The organism is Pseudomonas sp. PDM25, assembly GCF_019219045.1.
GTDB lineage: Bacteria > Pseudomonadota > Gammaproteobacteria > Pseudomonadales > Pseudomonadaceae > Aquipseudomonas.
The window spans coordinates 225,859-243,640 of record NZ_JAHUWL010000007.1; the positions used below are offsets into that span (position 1 = coordinate 225,859).

At 59.8% G+C, this 17,782-nt stretch carries 17 protein-coding genes; 2 read left to right on the plus strand and 15 right to left on the minus strand.

All coding sequences use genetic code 11. The features are described from left to right. Positions 1 to 205: 205 nt before the first annotated feature. The 5 genes from KW848_RS15320 to ccoG form a co-directional block, all read right to left on the minus strand. The gene (locus KW848_RS15320) at positions 206 to 889 is read right to left on the minus strand and encodes a sulfite exporter TauE/SafE family protein (protein WP_033055657.1); all 684 of its coding nucleotides are present in this window, start codon (positions 887 to 889) and stop codon (positions 206 to 208) included. Next, the gene (ccoS, locus tag KW848_RS15325; protein WP_111450612.1) at positions 882 to 1,100 is read right to left on the minus strand and encodes a cbb3-type cytochrome oxidase assembly protein CcoS; all 219 of its coding nucleotides are present in this window, start codon (positions 1,098 to 1,100) and stop codon (positions 882 to 884) included. Before ccoS ends, KW848_RS15320 begins: the two co-directional genes overlap by 8 nt. Positions 1,101 to 1,122: 22 nt before the next feature. Then, entirely contained in the window at positions 1,123 to 3,573 is a 2,451-nt protein-coding gene (locus KW848_RS15330; RefSeq protein ID WP_218537353.1) for a heavy metal translocating P-type ATPase, read from the minus strand. Between the two features lie 190 nt (positions 3,574 to 3,763). Then, positions 3,764 to 4,303, minus strand: a complete 540-nt coding sequence (locus tag KW848_RS15335) for a FixH family protein (protein ID WP_218537354.1) — start codon at positions 4,301 to 4,303, stop codon at positions 3,764 to 3,766. Positions 4,304 to 4,314: 11 nt separating this feature from the next. Next, a complete protein-coding gene (ccoG, locus tag KW848_RS15340) occupies positions 4,315 to 5,730 on the minus strand; it encodes a cytochrome c oxidase accessory protein CcoG (protein ID WP_218537355.1) in 1,416 nt (471 codons plus the stop codon). A gap of 496 nt (positions 5,731 to 6,226) precedes the next feature. Here ccoG and KW848_RS15345 point away from each other — a divergent pair, with 496 nt between their 5' ends. After that, positions 6,227 to 7,240 carry a metallophosphoesterase gene (locus KW848_RS15345; RefSeq protein WP_218537356.1) on the plus strand — a complete coding sequence of 338 codons (1,014 nt, stop codon included), beginning with the start codon at positions 6,227 to 6,229 and terminating at the stop codon, positions 7,238 to 7,240. Positions 7,241 to 7,320: 80 nt separating this feature from the next. Here KW848_RS15345 and ccoP (KW848_RS15350) read toward each other — a convergent pair whose 3' ends face one another. The 8 genes from ccoP (KW848_RS15350) to ccoN (KW848_RS15385) form a co-directional block, all read right to left on the minus strand. Then, entirely contained in the window at positions 7,321 to 8,304 is a 984-nt protein-coding gene (gene ccoP / locus KW848_RS15350) for a cytochrome-c oxidase, cbb3-type subunit III (RefSeq protein ID WP_218537357.1), read from the minus strand. Continuing rightward, complete coding sequence (locus tag KW848_RS15355; protein WP_003175465.1) at positions 8,301 to 8,486, minus strand: CcoQ/FixQ family Cbb3-type cytochrome c oxidase assembly chaperone; 186 nt, start codon at positions 8,484 to 8,486, stop codon at positions 8,301 to 8,303. Before KW848_RS15355 ends, ccoP (KW848_RS15350) begins: the two co-directional genes overlap by 4 nt. 5 nt (positions 8,487 to 8,491) lie before the next feature. Beyond that, positions 8,492 to 9,100, minus strand: a complete 609-nt coding sequence (ccoO, locus tag KW848_RS15360) for a cytochrome-c oxidase, cbb3-type subunit II (protein ID WP_018925301.1) — start codon at positions 9,098 to 9,100, stop codon at positions 8,492 to 8,494. Further along, entirely contained in the window at positions 9,100 to 10,542 is a 1,443-nt protein-coding gene (gene ccoN, locus KW848_RS15365; protein WP_123360008.1) for a cytochrome-c oxidase, cbb3-type subunit I, read from the minus strand. The genes ccoO (KW848_RS15360) and ccoN (KW848_RS15365) overlap by 1 nt, the downstream gene beginning before the upstream one ends. 483 nt (positions 10,543 to 11,025) lie before the next feature. Next, positions 11,026 to 11,979, minus strand: a complete 954-nt coding sequence (gene ccoP / locus KW848_RS15370; protein ID WP_111450608.1) for a cytochrome-c oxidase, cbb3-type subunit III — start codon at positions 11,977 to 11,979, stop codon at positions 11,026 to 11,028. After that, positions 11,976 to 12,176 (minus strand): cbb3-type cytochrome c oxidase subunit 3, encoded by a 201-nt coding sequence (locus tag KW848_RS15375; protein WP_165934007.1) that lies wholly within the window; start codon positions 12,174 to 12,176, stop codon positions 11,976 to 11,978. The genes ccoP (KW848_RS15370) and KW848_RS15375 overlap by 4 nt, the downstream gene beginning before the upstream one ends. Positions 12,177 to 12,197: 21 nt before the next feature. Next, positions 12,198 to 12,806: a cytochrome-c oxidase, cbb3-type subunit II gene (ccoO, locus tag KW848_RS15380; RefSeq protein ID WP_008157297.1), complete on the minus strand. Its 609-nt coding sequence runs from the start codon at positions 12,804 to 12,806 to the stop codon at positions 12,198 to 12,200. A gap of 10 nt (positions 12,807 to 12,816) precedes the next feature. Then, positions 12,817 to 14,241, minus strand: a complete 1,425-nt coding sequence (gene ccoN, locus KW848_RS15385) for a cytochrome-c oxidase, cbb3-type subunit I (protein WP_111450606.1) — start codon at positions 14,239 to 14,241, stop codon at positions 12,817 to 12,819. A 109-nt stretch (positions 14,242 to 14,350) separates the two neighbouring features. Here ccoN (KW848_RS15385) and KW848_RS15390 point away from each other — a divergent pair, with 109 nt between their 5' ends. Continuing rightward, positions 14,351 to 15,028: an alpha/beta family hydrolase gene (locus KW848_RS15390; RefSeq protein ID WP_256365178.1), complete on the plus strand. Its 678-nt coding sequence runs from the start codon at positions 14,351 to 14,353 to the stop codon at positions 15,026 to 15,028. Positions 15,029 to 15,211: 183 nt separating this feature from the next. On the opposite strand, the gene KW848_RS15395 is transcribed toward KW848_RS15390, so the two are convergent. Both KW848_RS15395 and KW848_RS15400 read right to left on the minus strand, forming a co-directional pair. Next, on the minus strand, positions 15,212 to 16,777 hold the full coding sequence (locus KW848_RS15395) for a PAS domain-containing methyl-accepting chemotaxis protein (RefSeq protein WP_008157303.1): 1,566 nt from the start codon (positions 16,775 to 16,777) through the stop codon (positions 15,212 to 15,214). 103 nt (positions 16,778 to 16,880) lie between these two features. Continuing rightward, a complete protein-coding gene (locus tag KW848_RS15400; RefSeq protein WP_218537358.1) occupies positions 16,881 to 17,672 on the minus strand; it encodes a CPBP family intramembrane glutamic endopeptidase in 792 nt (263 codons plus the stop codon). Between the last annotated feature and the right edge of the window lie 110 nt (positions 17,673 to 17,782).

Here is a 17,782-nt window from a genome sequence, read left to right on the forward strand (position 1 = left end):
TGCGGGCATTCCCCCGGATAGGCTGGCAATGTCAGCGAGTCTAGGGGGCGCGGCGCTGGGGCATCTTGATTTGCGTCAACGGTCAGGATTTGTGTTGTCGGTGCGGGCCTCTTCGCGAGCAAGCCCGCTCCCACATTGGAACGCGGTCAACTGTGGGAGCGGCGGTGCGACGATTCGACTTGCTCGCGAAGGCAGCACCGCCGATCTAATGGCCCATGAGCCAATGCTGATGCGGCCCGGGCAAGGTCCAGATGCCGAACAGGATCACCAGTAATCCGCCCGTCATCCGCACGCTACGTTTGCGCAACAGCGCCGTGACCCGCTCAGCCGCCAACCCCGTGGCGAGCAAGACCGGCCAGGTGCCGAGCCCGAACGCAAGCATCAAAAGTGCACTGTCCAGCGCATTGCCCTGGCTCGCCGACCACAGCAGGGTGCTGTAAACCAACCCGCACGGCAGCCAGCCCCAGAGCGCGCCCAGCAGCAGCGCGCGCGGGACGCTCGACACCGGCAGCAGTTTGTTGGCCACGGGCTGGATGTGCCGCCACAGGCCGCGACCGAGGCTTTCGATGCGGGTCAGGCCGCTCCACCAACCGGCGAGGTACAGGCCCATGGCGACCAACAGCAAACCGGCGATGACGCGCATGAACATCGCCGCCGGGCTGTTGGCCACCGCCCACCCGGCCAGACCGATCAGCAGGCCGGCCGTTGCATAGCTGAGAATTCGCCCCAGGTTATAGGCCAGCAGCAGTCGAAAACGCCGGCTGCGTTGCTCCTTGGGAATTGCCAGGGTCAAGGCGCCCATCAAGCCGCCGCACATGCCCAGGCAATGACCGCCGCCGAGCAGACCGAGGATCACCGCAGACACCAGCAGCGGTGCCAACTCAAGCATGGGGTGGCGCCTTGTCGTCCGGTTTGACCGGATGACCGCTGGCTTCGTCGACCGCGGCCTTGTGGTTCGGGTCCTGGTCGTCAAACAGGATGCTGTGGGCCGGGCCGTCGAGGTCGTCGTACTGACCGCTGTCGACTGCCCAGAAAAAGATGTAAATGGCGATGGCCACGATCAGCAGCGCGGCCGGGATCATCACGTAGAGAGCTGGCATCTTGACTCCATGCCCGCGCGGCTCAGGCCGGCAGCGGACGGGTTTCTGGCGTGGCGCTGACCGCAGGTGTGTTGGGCATGCGAGTCAGGCGCAGGGCGTTCAGCACCACGGTCAACGAACTGATGGACATGCCGACCGCGGCCCATACCGGAGTGATCCAGCCGAGGGCGGCGAACGGCAACATGAGGCCATTGTACAGCCCGGCCCACAGCAGGTTCTCGATGATTACTCGGCGGGTGCGCCGCGCCAGGCTGAAGGCTTGGACCAGTGCGTCGAGGCGGTTCGACAGCAATACCGCGTCAGCACTGGTTTTCGCCAGATCGGTGGCCGACCCCATCGCCACACTGATGTCGGCGGCGGCCAGCACGGGCACGTCGTTGACCCCGTCACCGAGCATCAACACCTTGCGGCCTTCCTTGTGCAGCTGTTGCAAGACCTGCAATTTATCGTCCGGACGCAAGCCGCCTCGGGCTTCATCGATGCCCAGTTCCGCAGCGACACTGACGACCATCGGCGAGCTGTCACCGGACAGCAGCAATGTTCGCCAGCCGCGGGCCTTGCAGGCGGCGAGCAGGGCAGGTGCGTCGGCACGCAGACGGTCGTCGAGAACAAACCATGCCAATGGCCCCTGGCTGTTACCGAGCAGCAACCATTGGCCAGCTTCATCCGGCATCGATGGTACGGCAGCGCCACTGAGTTCACAGACAAAACCCGGTTGGCCGATGCGCAGGCGTTGTTCACCGACCAACCCTTCAAGTCCTAGCCCCGGCGTGCTGTGGACTTCTTCGGCGGCCAGCGGTGCCCGGCCAAACGCCCGGGCGATCGGATGTTCGGAACGGTTTTCCAGTGCAGCGGCGAGGCTCAGGCATTGATCGCTGTTGAGCGCGCCGAGCGGGCGAATCGAACGCAAGGCCAGGCGACCTTCCGTCAACGTGCCGGTCTTGTCGAAAATCACCGTGTCGATCTGATTGAGGCCTTCCAGCACGTGACCGCGAGTCAGCAGCAAACCGAGTTTGTGCAGGGTCCCGGTGGCGGCGGTGAGGGCGGTCGGCGTGGCCAGGGACAAGGCGCACGGGCACGTTGCAACGAGCATCGCCAGCACAATCCAGAAGGCCCGTGCCGAATCCAGTTCCCACCAGATCAGGCCGATGACGGCTGCGGCAATCAGCGACAGCAGCAGGAACCATTGCGCGGCGCGATCAGCAATTTCCGCCAGTCGCGGCTTTTCGGCCTGGGCGCGGTCCAGCAGGCGGACGATGGCGGACAGTCGGGTGTCTTGACCCAGCGCCAGGACTTCCACGGTCAATGCACCTTCGACATTCAGGGTGCCGGCGGTGACGGCATCACCCGGCGTGCGCGGTTGCGGCAGGTATTCGCCGGTGAGCAGGGATTCGTCGATGCTCGACTGGCCGTCGAGGATCTTGCCGTCAGCCGGGAGGATCGCGCCGGGATGCACCAGCACCTGATCGCCGACGCGCAGTTCGCTGAGCAGGATCCGCTCGCTCTGGCCGTCGGCACTCAGGCGCAAGCACGAGGCGGGCAGCAGGTTTACAAGCTGTGCGGTGGCGGCGGCGGTACGTTCGCGGGCGCGACGTTCCAGATAACGCCCGGCCAGCAGGAACAGCGCGAACATGCCGACCGCATCGAAATACAGTTCACCAACGCCGGTGATCGAGGTCCAGATCCCGGCGATGTAGGCGCTGCCAATGGCCAGCGACACCGAGACGTCCATGGTCAGGTGGCGGGTGCGCAAGTCGCGCATGGCGCCTTTGAAGAAGGGCGCGCAGCTGTAGAACACGATCGGGGTGGTGAGAAACAGCGCGACCCAACGCAGGATAGTGTGCAGCTCGGGGCTGAGGTCGATGTTGAATTCCGGCCAGGTGGCCATGGTCGCCATCATCGCCTGGAACCACAGTAGCCCGGCCACGCCGAGTTGGCGCAGGGCCAGGCGGTTTTCGCTGGCCAGTTGTTCGCTGGCGCGGTCGGCCTGATAGGGGTGCGCGGCGTAACCGATGTGGCGCAATTCGCTGAGAACCTGGCTCAGCGGCAGTTGCGCATCGGCCCAACGCACCTGCAGGCGATGGTTGGACAGGTTCAGGCGCGCTTCGGCCACCGCTGGCAAGCCGCGCAGGTGTTTCTCGATCAGCCAGCCGCAGGCGGCGCAACTGATGCCTTCCATCAACAGGGTGGTTTCGGCCAGTTCACCTTCATGGCGGACGAAGGGGGCTTGCACGTCGGCGCGGTCGTACAGCGCCAGTTCGTCCACCAACTGCACCGGCAGCGCTTCGGGGTTGGCCGATGACTCGCTGCGATGCTGGTAATAGGTTTCCAGTCCGCCGGCCACGATGGCTTCGGCCACGGCCTGGCAACCCGGGCAGCAGAACTCGCGGGTTTCACCGAGGACGGCAGCGGTGAAGCGGCTGCCGGCCGGGACGGGCAGGGCGCAGTGGTAGCAGGTCAGTTGGGTGGTCATCTAAGTGGCCATGAAAACAATATTGTAAAAACCGGGCCAGGTTCTGTGGCGAGGGGATTTATCGGAATGCCGCACCACCCCGTTCGGCTGCGAAGCAGTCGTGAAACCTGTTAGCAAGAATATGACTGGAAGAGTGCAGGGGGCTGCTTCGCAGCCCAACGGGGATAAATCCCCTCGCCACATAGCGACTTTATTTTTTCAGGTCTTCGGCGCCTTGCAGCGGTTCATCACCCAGCAGCAGATCCTTGTCATGGCTGACCTGTTCCTCTTCGAACATGCGCCAGGTCTTGTCATCCTGTACGCCCAGCAGCTCTACAAAACGGCGTCCGTCGACTTTGTCGTTCAACTGGCCAATGTAGCGGCCCTGTTCGGTTTCGCTGCGTGTCAGGGTGATCTTGCGATCCTTCTCCGGCTGAGTCGGCGAGATCAGGTTCAGCTCCAGGGTTTTCGGTTGGCTGTTGCCGCTCAGGCGCAGGTCGACTTCACCGGTCACGTCGTCCAGATGAACGCTGGCGCGCAGCAGCAGGGTCTGCGCCAGCAGCTCACGGTCGAGGGAGCGGTTGATGCCTTTGCCGGCCTCGTAATAGTTGTCGTTGACCAGGTTGTCCGGGTTGTTCACCGCGATCGTCACCATGGACAAGGTCAGGGTCACGGAGCACGCCAGGATGGCGATGATGATCCACGGCCAAAGGTGCTTGTACCAGGGACTTGCGGCATTTGCTGCGGGCATGATCACTTCTCTCAACGAACTTGTGGGCCGATGAACCGGCTCTTGGCTTCAACGTGGATGCTGTCGTCGTCGGCATCCTTGAGGATGAATTTCACCTCGTTGGTGCTAGACGGCAGTTTTTCCGGTGCGATGGACAATTCAACCGGCTGGCTGAAAATCTCCCCGGCGGCAACTTTGATTTCGCGCTTGCCTTGCAGCTTGAGGTCCGGCAGGCCAGCGGCTTCGAGCACGTAGGTGTGGTCGCGTTGGTCTTTGTTCATGATCTTCAGGCTGTAGACGTTTTCGATCCGGCCTTCGGCGTTCTCGCGGTACAGCACGCGGTCCTTGCTGACGTCGAATCCGACCAATGAGCGCATGAAGAACGCGCCCGCCAGCAATCCCATCATTGTCAGCAGCACCAGCGCATAGCCGATCAGGCGCGGGCGCAGTTTATGGGTTTTTTGCCCCGACAGGTTGTGCTCGGTGGTGTAGCTGATCAGGCCGCGCGGGTAATCCATCTTGTCCATGATGCTGTCGCAGGCATCGATGCAGGCCGCACAGCCGATGCATTCGATTTGCAGGCCGTCGCGGATGTCGATACCGGTCGGGCAGACCTGGACGCACATGGTGCAGTCGATGCAGTCACCCAGGCCCATGGCCTTGTAGTCGGCGCCTTTCTTGCGCGGGCCACGGCCTTCACCACGACGCGGGTCGTAGGAAACGATCAGGGTGTCTTTATCGAACATCACGCTCTGGAAGCGTGCGTACGGACACATGTAAATGCACACCTGCTCGCGCAACCAGCCGGCATTGCCGTAGGTGGCGAGGGTGAAAAAGCCGACCCAGAAATACGACCAGCCGTCGGCTTCGCCGGTGAAGAAGTCGATGGTCAGCTCGCGGATCGGCGAGAAGTAGCCGACGAAGGTCATGCCGGTCACAAAGCCGATCAACAGCCACATCGTGTGTTTGCTGAATTTGCGTAGGAATTTGTTGGCGCTCATCGGCGCTTTGTCGAGCTTGATGCGCTGGTTGCGGTCGCCTTCGGTGACCTTCTCGCACCACATGAAAATCCACGTCCAGACACTTTGCGGGCAGGTATAGCCGCACCAGACCCGCCCGGCGTACACGGTAATGAAGAACAGGCCGAAGGCGCTGACGATCAGGATTCCCGAGAGCAGGATGAAGTCCTGCGGCCAAAAGGTTGCACCAAAGATGAAGAATTTGCGTTCCGGCAGGTTCCACCAGACGGCCTGATGGCCGCCCCAGCTCAGCCAGACCGTACCGAAATACAGCAGAAACAGCCCGGCACCGCCCATCATCCGCAGGTTGCGGAACAGACCGGTGAAGGCGCGCGTGTAGATTTTTTCTCGAGAGGCGTAAAGGTCGACGCTGTTGTTTGCGTTCTTGGCAGGCGGTGTGACGTCGTGTACCGGAATCTGATTGCTCATCATTGCATCCCACGGCAGTGGAAAAATGCCCCGGTCAGTACATGCCGACCGCGGTCAAAAAGAGGTGTTGCAGTGGCGCAATGATACGCCTGTAGCTCTAGCTCGAGGGTGCGACCTTTGGTCGCGTTGGGGAAAAATCACGAATGGTGTAGCAGATGTAACAAAACGTGATGCAGGTCAATTGACTTGTGAAGTATGGACGGTTTTTCGCATCCTGCCTTCTACACACTGTCCGGCTGTTTCGGCTTGCCTGAGGGTAAGCTGGTGATTCGATGGCTGTTGGGAATCTGGTGTTTTAATCTTTTTATTATTATCTTCCGCAGCGCTTATATAGCCGAGCTTGAAAGGGTTTGTAGGTGTGTTAGTTGCTGGTTTGAAACATGGTTAATTAATTGTCGGGTGCTGGATGTTTGTGTGAGTTTGAAGTCTTCTATATGTTTGCAGTCGGATAGCTTGTCTATCGCTAAATTAATAATATTATCGGAAATGGAATTCTATGAACGTATCAACTTCAAGTAGACTTTTTGCGTGCCTGGCCTTTGCGGTTATGACGCCTTTTACACATGCAACAGCAGTATCTCCAGATGACATGGTGTTTACCTCTGATCCGCAATATCCGTGGACTGAGAAAACCGATGCCGGTGAAGCCCAGACCGACTCGGAGCGGGATTCGCGTTCCAAGTGGCTGATTGAAACTCAATACAATGATATTGCCAATTTCAGGCAGAACTTTGGCGGCGCCGCGCGAGTGCCGGTGATGATCAATGGTGATATCACTGCCTATGGTCATGGTTGGCAGCGTTCAGTGGTCAAGCCGATTCTGGACAGCAAGTTGCTCGGTCAGTATGACTATGGGTTGGGTAATCACGACTATGAAAATAATATTGATGACTGTCTTTTTAACACTTGTGCCGCAGGGAGTGTTGAAGACTTTTTGGCTCGCTATACCGGTCAAGAGGGCAGGGCTGACAGTATTGATATTCAACTCGTGGAGGACGGCACCGTAAAGAAACGTGTTGATGGTAGTCTGGCTTATTCCAAGAACTTTGGAGATGTTCATTTGGTGCAGCTGAATAATGAGCCTACTTACTCGGTCAGTTTTACCGCTTATGACTGGCTTGTGCCGAAGGGCTATTACCTGACGGACGCACTTGATTGGTTGGAAAAGGATTTGAAGGGCGCACGTGAAAAAGGCCAGATCATAATCCTGAATATGCATAAACCCAGGTGGGGTGGCAGTGACGAGCAATTGAGTCGCTTCAGAAAGATGATCAAGGATTACAAGGTGACCGCGGTGTTTGCCGGGCACTACCACTGGTTTCATGGCCAATACACAAGCGCCTCCAGCGAGTTTGGCGACGTGCCAGTGTTTCTGAGCGGGGCGGCTTCGCAGCAGACGTACCTGATTGCGAGCTTCACCAAGGAAAGGGACAAGTTGATGGTCTACCGCGTGACGGGCAACAACTGGCCTAGCCGAAAGCTTGAGGCAACTATTCCGGTCAAGCGTTAAGTCGAACCGGTCGTGAAATGAAAACGGCCCCGTCAATTCTCATTGGCGGGGCCGTTTAGTGTTGCAGTCAGGCGTTTGCCTTACTGGGCGTCTGCCACTGGCGCTTTCTCACCGTGAGAGAGGCTGTAGACGTAAGCGGCCAGCAGGTGAACCTTGTCGTTGCCTTGCAGCTGTTCTTGCGCAGGCATCTGGCCCTGACGGCCGTAACGGATGGTCTGCTGCAGTTGAGCGAAGCTCGAACCGTAGATGAACGCTGCCGGGTGGGTCAGGTCAGGCGCGCCCATGGCTGGCGTACCTTTGCCTTCCGGACCGTGGCACGCCACGCAGTTGGCAGCGAACAGCTTCTGCCCGGCTACCGGGTCAGCCTTGGTGCCTTCCGGCAGTTTGCGGCCATCGAGGTTGGTCAGTACGAACGCAGCAACGTTCGCAACGCCTTGCTCGCCGATCACTTCTGCCCAGGCCGGCATGACCGCGTGACGACCGCCCATGATGGTGGTCTTGATGGTTTGCGCTTCGCCGCCCCAGCGCCAGTCGGCGTCGGTCAGGTTAGGAAAACCGTAGGCGCCCTTGGCATCGGAACCGTGGCAGACCGAGCAGTTGGAGGCGAACAGGCGGCCACCCATCTTCAGGGCTTGCGGGTCCTTGGCGACTTCCTCAATCGGCATGGAAGCGAACTTGGCGAAGATCGGGCCGAACTTGGCGTCCGACTTGGCCATTTCCTTTTCCCACTCGTGAACGCCGGTCCAGCCGCTCTGGCCGTTGGCGAACGCGGTCTGCTTCTCGTTATCGAGGTAGTTGTACCCCGGCAGCAGGCCTTTCCAGTTACCCAGGCCCGGGTACAGCACCAGGTAGCCCAGGGCGAAGATGATGGTGCCCACGAACAGCATGAACCACCATTTTGGCAGTGGGTTGTCATACTCCTCGATCCCGTCGAAGGAGTGGCCAACCGTTTCTTCGGTGGCTTCGCTGCGCTGGCCCTTGCGGGTGGACAGCAGCAGCCAGGTCAGGGCGAAGATCGTGCCGAGACTGAGGACTGTGACGTACAGACTCCAGAACGTAGTCATTCTTTGTTACTCCTAGAAGCTTGCTCGACGTGCTTGATGGCTTCGGGATCATCCGCGAAAGGCAGCAAGGTCGCGTCTTCAAACTCCGACTTGCGCTTGGGGCTGAATACCCACAACGCCAGACCGATGAAGGCCACCATCACAACAACGGTGCCCAGGCCACGAATCATCCCGATATCCATCTAAATCACCGTTTGCTTTTGATGATGGTGCCCAGGCCTTGCAGATAGGCCACCAGCGCGTCCATTTCGGTTTTGCCCTTCACAGCATCCTTGGCGCCGGCGATGTCTTCGTCGGTGTAAGGGACGCCGAGCGTGCGCAAGACTTCCATTTTCTTGGCGGTGTCTTTGCCGTCGAGCTTGTTTTCCACGAGGAACGGGTAGGCCGGCATTTTCGACTCAGGCACGACGTTGCGCGGGTTGTACAAATGCGCACGCTGCCAGTCATCGGAGTAACGACCGCCAACACGGGCCAGGTCCGGACCGGTACGCTTGGAACCCCACAGGAACGGGTGGTCCCAGACGCTTTCACCGGCGACCGAGTAGTGGCCGTAACGTTCGGTTTCGGCACGGAACGGGCGGATCATCTGCGAGTGGCAGCCGACACAACCGTTGGCGATGTAGATGTCGCGGCCTTCCAGTTCAAGGGCGGTGCGAGGCTTCATGCCTTCGACCGGCTTGTTGGTGACGTCCTGGAAAAACAGCGGAACGATCTGGGTCAGGCCGCCGATGCTGACGGCGATAACCATGAAGAAGGCCAGCAGGCCAATATTCTTCTCGACTGCTTCATGCTTCATCAGTGAGCTCCAACTACAGCAATCTGTTCAGCAGCTTTGGCTTCAGCCGGGTTCGAGGCACGTACGGTACGCCATACGTTGTAGGCCATGAACAGCATGCCGCTGGCGAAGAACGCACCGCCCAGGGCGCGAACGATGAAACCAGGATGGCTGGCTTGCAGCGCTTCGACGAACGAATAGGTGAGGGTGCCGTCGTCGTTGATTGCACGCCACATCAGACCCTGGGTGATGCCGTTGACCCACATCGAAGCGATGTACAGAACGGTACCGATGGTCGCGAGCCAGAAGTGCGTGTTGATCAGGCCGATGCTGTGCATCTGCGCACGACCGAACAGTTTCGGGATCATGTGGTAGATGGCGCCGATCGAGATCATCGCTACCCAGCCCAAGGCACCGGCGTGTACGTGGCCGATGGTCCAGTCGGTGTAGTGAGACAGCGAGTTGACGGTCTTGATGGCCATCATCGGGCCTTCGAAGGTCGACATGCCGTAGAAGGCCAGCGACACAACGAGGAAGCGCAGGATCGGGTCGGTGCGCAGCTTATGCCAGGCGCCCGACAGGGTCATCATGCCGTTGATCATGCCGCCCCAGCTGGGTGCCAGCAGGATGATCGACATTGCCATGCCCAGGGACTGAGCCCAGTCCGGCAGCGCGGTGTAGTGCAGGTGGTGCGGACCGGCCCAGATGTACAGGGTGATCAGCGCCCAGAAGTGCACGATCGACAGACGATAGGAGTAGATCGGACGCTCGGCCTGCTTCGGAACGAAGTAGTACATCATCCCCAGGAAGCCGGTGGTCAGGAAGAAACCCACCGCGTTGTGGCCGTACCACCACTGGATCATCGCATCAGTCGCACCGGCGTAGGCCGAGTAGGACTTGAAGAAACTGACCGGCAGGGAAGCGTGGTTGACGATGTGCAGCATCGCCGTCACAACGATGAAGGCACCGTAGAACCAGTTACCCACATAGATGTGCTTGGTTTTGCGCTTGGTGATGGTGCCGAAGAACACCAGACCGTAAGTAACCCAGACGATGGCCAGCAGAATAGCCAGGGGCCATTCCAGTTCCGCGTATTCCTTGGTCGTGGTGTAACCCAGCGGCAAGGTAACGATCGCGCCGACGATCACCGCTTGCCAACCCCAGAAGGTGAAGGCGGCGAGGCTGTCGGAAATCAGTCGCGTTTGGCAGGTTCGCTGCACGACGTAATAAGAAGTGGCAAACAGTGCACAACCACCGAAGGCGAAAATCACCAGGTTGGTGTGCAACGGGCGTAAGCGTCCAAAAGTCGTCCACGGCAGACCGAAGTTCAATTCCGGCCATACAAGCTGTGAGGCGATGAAGACACCAAGCCCCATGCCAAGGATCCCCCAGACCACCGTCATGATGGCGAACTGGCGGACTACCTTATAGTTATAAGCAGTCGGACTGATTGCTGTGCTCATTCTAAGGTTCCACGGTTTGGGTGTTTTATTAGGAGTAAAAATCGGCCGCAAGTATGGAGAAAGCGGGGGGTCATTGCAACGCGCCATGACCTGGGTCAATGCTTTCAAAAGCTGATTCTGCGGCCTTTCCATGCGCCGCGTAAGGACAAAATTGCCCAAGGGCAAAATGTCGCAGCAGACGAAAATGGTGAGGGGGTCAGGTCGGATGTAACGGGGTGTGTTCAAACACAACGATCGGGTGACAGATGGCAATTGGCACGACAGCCGGTATCTACCAGCCTTTGCGGCCTGTCATCGAGCAGATTCGTCGAACACATCGGGTCGGGTCGACCTGGAACCGGCTCATGCCAGTCCGCATCGGGGGAAGCTTAGACCCGAATCTGATGAACCGAAAGGAGGACCAACGGAGGGGTGCGACACTTGGTCGCAAAGGGGCAGGGAACTGCCGCATCCGGGAGAATGCGGCAGCAGAGCGGTCGAGATTTATTCGTGTTTGCCTTCAGCCTGCAAACGCTCTGTATTCAGGCCGTGTGACAGGCTGTACACATAAGCGGCCAGCAATTGCACCTTATCGTTGCCGAGCATTTCGTTCTGCGCCGGCATATGGCCCTGGCGGCCATGACGAATAGTCTGTTGCAGCTGCGCCAGGCTTGTACCGTAGATAAAACCGGCCGGTTGCGTCAGATTCGGCGCGCCCATGGCTTCAGTCCCATGGCCGTTTGCCCCATGACAGGCTACGCACATCGTGCTGAACGCTTGCTGTCCGGCGTGCAGGTCGGCACCGCTGTCGTCAGGCACTGGCAGACCGGCCAGGTCATGGCGCACATAAGCCGCGACGTTCTTCACGCCGGCATCACCAAGGATTTCACCCCAGGCCGGCATCGCGGCCATGCGACCACCCATGATCGTGGTTTTGATCGTGTCGGCGTTGCCGCCCCAGCGCCAGCTGGTGTCCGCCAGGTTCGGAAAGCCAAAGGCGCCCTTGGCATCCGAGCCGTGGCAGACCGCGCAATTGGAGGCAAACAGGCGACCGCCCATTTTCAACGCTAGCGGGTCCGTGGCCACTTCTTCCACGGGCATCGCCGCGAATTTGGCGAAGATCGGCCCGAACTTCGCATCGGCCTTGTTCATCTCCTTTTCCCACTCGTGGACGCCGGTCCAGCCGTCCTCGTAACCCGGCAGGATGCCTTTCCAGTTGCCCAGGCCCGGGTAAAGCACCAGATAGCCCACGGCGAACACCAGCGTGCCGGCGAACAGCATGAACCACCACTGCGGCAGCGGGTTGTCGTACTCCTCGATGCCGTCGAAGCTGTGGCCCATGGTCTGGTCGACGCTGCCCTTGGTTTCGCCCTTGCGGGTGCCGATCAGCAGCCAGGTCAGGCCGATCAGGCTGCCGATGGTCAGTACGCAGATCCACGTACTCCAGAAGGTGGTCATGGCCGGGTACTCCTTGTTTCAGGTTCTTGGGTGGCGTCATCGGGCAGCGGTTCATCGGCGAACGGCAGCAAACGCGCTTCGGCGAATTGCGAATTACGCTTGCTGTTGAACACCCACAGCGTCAGGCCGACGAAGGCCACGAACACCACGACCGTGCCCAGGCCGCGGATCATTCCACTGCTCATTACGCTTACGATTTCAAAGGGCATGGACATGGCTCACCTCTTGCTCTTGATGGATGTGCCGAGCACTTGCAGGTAAGCGACCAGCGCGTCCATTTCGGTCTTGCCCTTGAGCGAAGCCACTGAGCCGGCGATGTCGTCATCGGTATACGGCACGCCGAGGGTGCGCATCGCCTTGATCTTGGTTTCGGTGTGGCTGCTGTCGAGTTGATTGGCCACCAGCCACGGATAGCCGGGCATTTTCGATTCCGGCACCACGTTGCGCGGGTTGTACAAGTGCGCGCGGTGCCAGTCTTCGGAGTAGCGACCGCCGACCCGGGCCAGGTCCGGACCGGTACGTTTCGAGCCCCACAGGAACGGGTGATCCCAGACGCTTTCACCGGCCACCGAGTAGTGGCCGTAGCGTTCGGTCTCGGCGCGGAACGGACGGATCATCTGCGAATGGCAACCGACGCAGCCTTCGCGGATGTAGATGTCGCGACCTTCCAGTTGCAGCGCGGTGTAGGGCTTCATGCCTTCCACCGGTTTATTGGTCACGTCCTGGAAGAACAGCGGGACGATCTGGGTCAGACCGCCGATGCTCACGGCCAACACCATCAGCAACATCAGCAGGCCGACGTTTTTCTCGATTGTTTCGTGTTTCATGGCGGCCTCCTCAGGCGATCTGCGCGGCAGCGGCGGCTTCGGCAGGCTGCGAGGCCCGCACGGTGCGCCAGGTGTTGTAGGCCATCAGCAACATGCCGCTGAAGAAGATCGCACCACCTACCAGGCGCACGACGAAGCCTGGGTGGCTGGCCACCAGGGTTTCGACGAAGGAGTAGGTCAGCGTGCCGTCTTCATTGACAGCGCGCCACATGAGGCCCTGGGCGATGCCGTTGACCCACATCGAAGCGATGTACAGCACGGTGCCGATGGTGGCGAGCCAGAAGTGCGCGTTGATCAGCCCGATGCTGTGCATCTGCGTGCGACCGAAGATTTTCGGGATCATGTGGTACAGCGCGCCGATGGAGATCATCGCGACCCAACCGAGGGCGCCGGCGTGAACGTGGCCGATGGTCCAGTCGGTGTAGTGGGAGAGGGCGTTGACCGTCTTGATGGCCATCATCGGCCCTTCGAAGGTCGACATGCCGTAGAACGCCAGCGAGACCACGAGGAAGCGCAGGATCGGGTCGCTGCGCAACTTATGCCAGGCGCCCGAGAGCGTCATCATCCCGTTGATCATCCCGCCCCAGCTCGGCGCCAGCAGGATCAGCGACATCACCATGCCCAGCGACTGTGCCCAGTCCGGCAGCGCGGTGTAGTGCAAATGGTGCGGGCCGGCCCAGATGTACAGAGTGATCAGCGCCCAGAAGTGCACGATCGACAAGCGATAGGAATACACCGGACGCTCGGCCTGTTTCGGCACGAAGTAGTACATCATCCCGAGGAAACCGGCGGTGAGGAAAAAGCCTACGGCGTTGTGGCCGTACCACCACTGAACCATGGCATCGGTCGCACCGGCGTACACCGAGTAGGACTTGGTGAAACTCACCGGCAGTTCAAGGTTGTTGACGATGTGCAGAATCGCCACGGTGATGATGAACGCACCGAAGAACCAGTTGCCGACGTAGATGTGCTTGGTCTTGCGCTTGGCCAGCGTGCCGAAGAACACCACGGCGTAGGCGACCCAGACGATGGTGATCAGGATGTCGATCGGCCATTCCAGTTCGGCGTATTCCTTGGAACTGGTGTAACCCAGCGGCAGGCTGATAGCGGCCAGCAGAATCACGACTTGCCAGCCCCAGAAGCAGAACGCGGCGATTTTCGGCGCAAACAGTTGAGTCTGGCAGGTGCGTTGCACCGAATAGAACGAACTGGCGAACAGGGCGCAACCGCCGAAGGCGAAGATCACTGCGTTGGTGTGCAACGGGCGCAGGCGTCCGAAGCTGGTCCACGGCAGATTGAAGTTGAGTTCAGGCCAGACCAATTGAGCCGCGAGAAAAACCCCGAGCCCCATGCCGACGATGCCCCACACCACCGTCATAATGGCGAATTGGCGGACCACCTTGTAGTTGTAGGCGGTACTGATAGAAGTGTTCATGGTTCCCCATCCACGGTTCAGCCGAAGTGAAGGCCTGCCTTTGCGAGTAAGCCGCACGGCAGACGCTCCCTTCGCCTGGAGTTATAGGCAGACTAAAAGCGAGGCAAGCATGGACAAAGAGCACAAGGCCAGTATTGACGGGGATCAATGGGCGCGGTGTGTGCGGGAGCATGGATGGTTGTGGAATGCCGCCACGACGTCGGTATCGGCGACGCTGATTCTCGCTCACGGTGCCGGTGCGCCAATGGACAGTGGCTGGATGAGCGACATGGCTGAGCGCCTTGCTGCATCTGGGATCAATGTGCTGCGCTTCGAGTTTCCCTACATGGCGCAACGGCGTGTTGATGGCGGTAAACGCCCACCCAATCCGGCCCCCAAATTGCTGGAATGCTGGCGTGAGGTCTATGCCCTGGTGCGACGCCATGTCGCTGGTCGTCTGGCCATTGGTGGCAAATCCATGGGCGGGCGGATGGCGAGTTTGTTGGCGGATGAACTAGAGGCCGATGCGTTGGTATGCCTCGGATATCCGTTTTATGCGGTGGGGAAACCTGAGAAGCCGCGGGTCGAGCATTTGGCTGCGCTCAAGACACCGACGCTGATTGTTCAGGGCGAGCGGGATGCATTGGGGAATCGCGAGGCCGTCGAGGCTTACACGTTGGCACCGAGTATCGAGGTGTTCTGGCTGGCGGCGGGGGATCATGATTTGAAGCCGTTGAAGGCTTCGGGGTTTACCCATGAGCAGCATTTGGCGGCTGCGGCGAACAAGGTGGCTGAGTTTCTTCTCTGATATTTGTGGTGCCTGTCAGGGCCTCTTCGCGGGCAAGCCCGCTCCCACAGGGTTTGGAACACCACCAATCACTGTGGGAGCGGGCTTGCCCGCGAAGAGGCCCTTCCAGGCGCCATCATTTTCAGATTGGCAATAAAAAACCCGGAAGCTTTCGCCGTCCGGGTTCTTCGTTTCCAGCATCAATCAGCGGTTAAACCGCTCCACCAACGAATACTGGGTATTCGCCGTCTTCGTCAGCTCTTCACTCAACAACGCCGAGTGTTGCGCCTGTTCCGAAGTCTGATCAGCCAGGTGCGAGATGTTGCTGATGTTACGGCTGATTTCTTCGGCCACTGCACTTTGCTCTTCGGTCGCCGCAGCGATCTGGGTGGTCATGTCGGTGATGTTGGCCACCGCTTCGCTGATCCCCACCAGTGCCTGATCCGCTTCCAGTACCCGCGCCACACCTTCTTCAGCCTGGCGATGACCAGCCTCCATGGTTTGCACCGCGGTGCTGGCGGTTTGCTGGAGCTTGGCGATCAGGGCGTGGATCTGCCCGGTGGATTCACTGGTGCGTTGCGCCAGTTGACGGACTTCGTCGGCAACTACCGCAAAGCCACGACCCATTTCGCCGGCACGGGCCGCTTCGATGGCGGCGTTCAAAGCCAGCAGGTTGGTCTGGTCGGCGATGCCTTTGATCACATCGACCACACCACCGATTTCGTCGCTGTCCTTGGCCAGTTGAGTCACGGTCAGTCCGGTTTCACCCACCACCACCGACAGGCGCTGGATGGCTTCGCGGGTTTCCCCGGCGATGTCGCGACCGCGACCGGTCAGGCGATTGGCTTCCTGAGTCGCGTCGGCCGTGCGCTGCACGTGGCTGGCGACTTCCTGCGTGGTGGCGGCCATCTGATTGACAGCGGTGGCCACTTGCTCGGTTTCGACACGCTGACGTTCCAGGCCGGTGGAGCTGCTGTGAGCCAGGGTGTCGGACTGTTTCGCTTGGTCGCTCAGATGCTCGGCGGTGTCCTGCAGGCGGGTCAGGCAGGTTTTCAGGCGGGCTTCCTGGCTGAGGATCGACATCTCCAGGCGCGCCTGGGCACCGCGGCTGTCGGTGTACATTTGCGCGATCAGCGGGTCGGAGGTCGTTTGCCCCGCCAGGTGCAGCAGACGCTTGAGACCGCGCTGTTGCCAGCTCAACCCCAACAGACCCAATGGCACCGACAGGCCGGCGGCCAGCGCAAAACCCCATTGGGAATTGAGCGAAGCACCGATCATGAAGCTCAGCTGGCTGACCAGAATGAACGGCAGCCAGTCCTGCAGCACCGGCAGCCATTTGTCCGTTGAAGGAATCGCCGACTTGCCCTGGTTGATGCGTTGGTAGAGCGCTTCGGCACGGCGGATCTGCTCGGCGGTGGGCTTGACCCGCACCGATTCATAACCGACCACCTGATTGCCTTCGAAAACCGGCGTGACATAGGCGTTAACCCAGTAGTGATCACCGGTCTTGCAGCGATTCTTGACAATGCCCATCCATGGCAAGCCTTGTTTCAGTGTGCCCCACATGTGCGCGAACACAGCGGCCGGGACGTCAGGGTGACGGACCAGGTTATGCGGAGCACGGATCAGCTCTTCACGAGAAAACCCACTGATCTCGACGAAAGCGTCGTTGCAGTAGGTGATCACGCCCTTGGCATCGGTGGTGGAAATCAACCGTTGCTGAGCCGGGAAGGTCCGTTCGCGTTGTGTAATAGGCTGGTTGTTACGCATGGCTTTTTCAATCCGCAAGGCTTTGACGGGTTGTCGGCATCGTCAGCCATTTATTGAGATTATTTTTCAGTAATCAGTGGCGCGTCGCAAAACGACCCTTGCGTCAGCCGGCAAGCATCGGATAGGTGAACAGTCCGAAATGCAGCAGGTTCAGGCCGAAATGGGTGGCGATGGCCGCACCCAAGCCACCAAAACGGTAGGCCAGACCATAGCCGACACCTGCCAGGCTCGCCAGCAACACCCATTGCCAGCCGGAGCCCACATGCACCAGGCCGAACAGCAGCGTGGCGAGGAGCAGGGCGAGGTTTTCACCATGGGGCAGGTTTTTGAAGCACCGGGTCAGACCGCCCTGGATGTAGCCGCGAAAGAGTGCTTCCTCGACCAAGGTCACCAGCAGCAGATTGTTCAATAGCCACAACCAGGCTTGATCGGGCCACTTCGGTGCCCAACTGATCACGCCCAGCAACAGCGCGCCACCCAAGGCCAGCACGGCACTCAACGTCAGCGCCAGCGCGGTGGCATAGATGGAAGCGCGCAGCGGATGTCGGCCGACAATCCACGGGCAGGCCAGCAAAAGCCAGAATCCGATCAGCGGTTTGTCCTGATTCAGGTACATGAAAAACGGCGCGGCATCGTCGGTGAATCGTTGAGAGGCGAAACCACGACCGTTGTAGAAACCGGGAAGCCAGTGCATCGCCAGTGCCAGGACCAGGACGAAGAACACTCCATGACCGAGGTAGCGCGCGATGGGGAGCTTTTGCTGACGGACGGCGAAGCCTGTGAACAGCAACAATGCGAAGGAGATTACGGCCAGCCAGCCGAGGTGACCGTAAATCAGTGCCAGACCATAGCCGAGGGAGAGGAGGGCCAGGTAGTTCCATGGCAGGGCGATCATTTGAAGTCCTTGTGTCGGGATTCTGCGGGTTGCCCCGGTCAATGTGGGAGCGGGCTTGCTCGCGAAAGCGGTGTAACAGTCGACGATGATGCTAAATGTTATGGCCTCTT

Bases quoted from the DNA above. Each gene is read 5' to 3' on its own strand.
- KW848_RS15320 (WP_033055657.1), bottom strand. From the start codon at position 889: ATGCTTGAGTTGGCACCGCTGCTGGTGTCTGCGGTGATCCTCGGTCTG.
- ccoS (WP_111450612.1), bottom strand. From the start codon at position 1,100: ATGCCAGCTCTCTACGTGATGATCCCGGCCGCGCTGCTGATCGTGGCC.
- KW848_RS15330 (WP_218537353.1), bottom strand. From the start codon at position 3,573: ATGACCACCCAACTGACCTGCTACCACTGCGCCCTGCCCGTCCCGGCC.
- KW848_RS15335 (WP_218537354.1), bottom strand. From the start codon at position 4,303: ATGCCCGCAGCAAATGCCGCAAGTCCCTGGTACAAGCACCTTTGGCCG.
- ccoG (WP_218537355.1), bottom strand. From the start codon at position 5,730: ATGAGCAATCAGATTCCGGTACACGACGTCACACCGCCTGCCAAGAAC.
- KW848_RS15345 (WP_218537356.1), top strand. From the start codon at position 6,227: ATGAACGTATCAACTTCAAGTAGACTTTTTGCGTGCCTGGCCTTTGCG.
- ccoP (WP_218537357.1), bottom strand. From the start codon at position 8,304: ATGACTACGTTCTGGAGTCTGTACGTCACAGTCCTCAGTCTCGGCACG.
- KW848_RS15355 (WP_003175465.1), bottom strand. From the start codon at position 8,486: ATGGATATCGGGATGATTCGTGGCCTGGGCACCGTTGTTGTGATGGTG.
- ccoO (WP_018925301.1), bottom strand. From the start codon at position 9,100: ATGAAGCATGAAGCAGTCGAGAAGAATATTGGCCTGCTGGCCTTCTTC.
- ccoN (WP_123360008.1), bottom strand. From the start codon at position 10,542: ATGAGCACAGCAATCAGTCCGACTGCTTATAACTATAAGGTAGTCCGC.
- ccoP (WP_111450608.1), bottom strand. From the start codon at position 11,979: ATGACCACCTTCTGGAGTACGTGGATCTGCGTACTGACCATCGGCAGC.
- ccoO (WP_008157297.1), bottom strand. From the start codon at position 12,806: ATGAAACACGAAACAATCGAGAAAAACGTCGGCCTGCTGATGTTGCTG.
- ccoN (WP_111450606.1), bottom strand. From the start codon at position 14,241: ATGAACACTTCTATCAGTACCGCCTACAACTACAAGGTGGTCCGCCAA.
- KW848_RS15390 (WP_256365178.1), top strand. From the start codon at position 14,351: ATGGACAAAGAGCACAAGGCCAGTATTGACGGGGATCAATGGGCGCGG.
- KW848_RS15395 (WP_008157303.1), bottom strand. From the start codon at position 16,777: ATGCGTAACAACCAGCCTATTACACAACGCGAACGGACCTTCCCGGCT.
- KW848_RS15400 (WP_218537358.1), bottom strand. From the start codon at position 17,672: ATGATCGCCCTGCCATGGAACTACCTGGCCCTCCTCTCCCTCGGCTAT.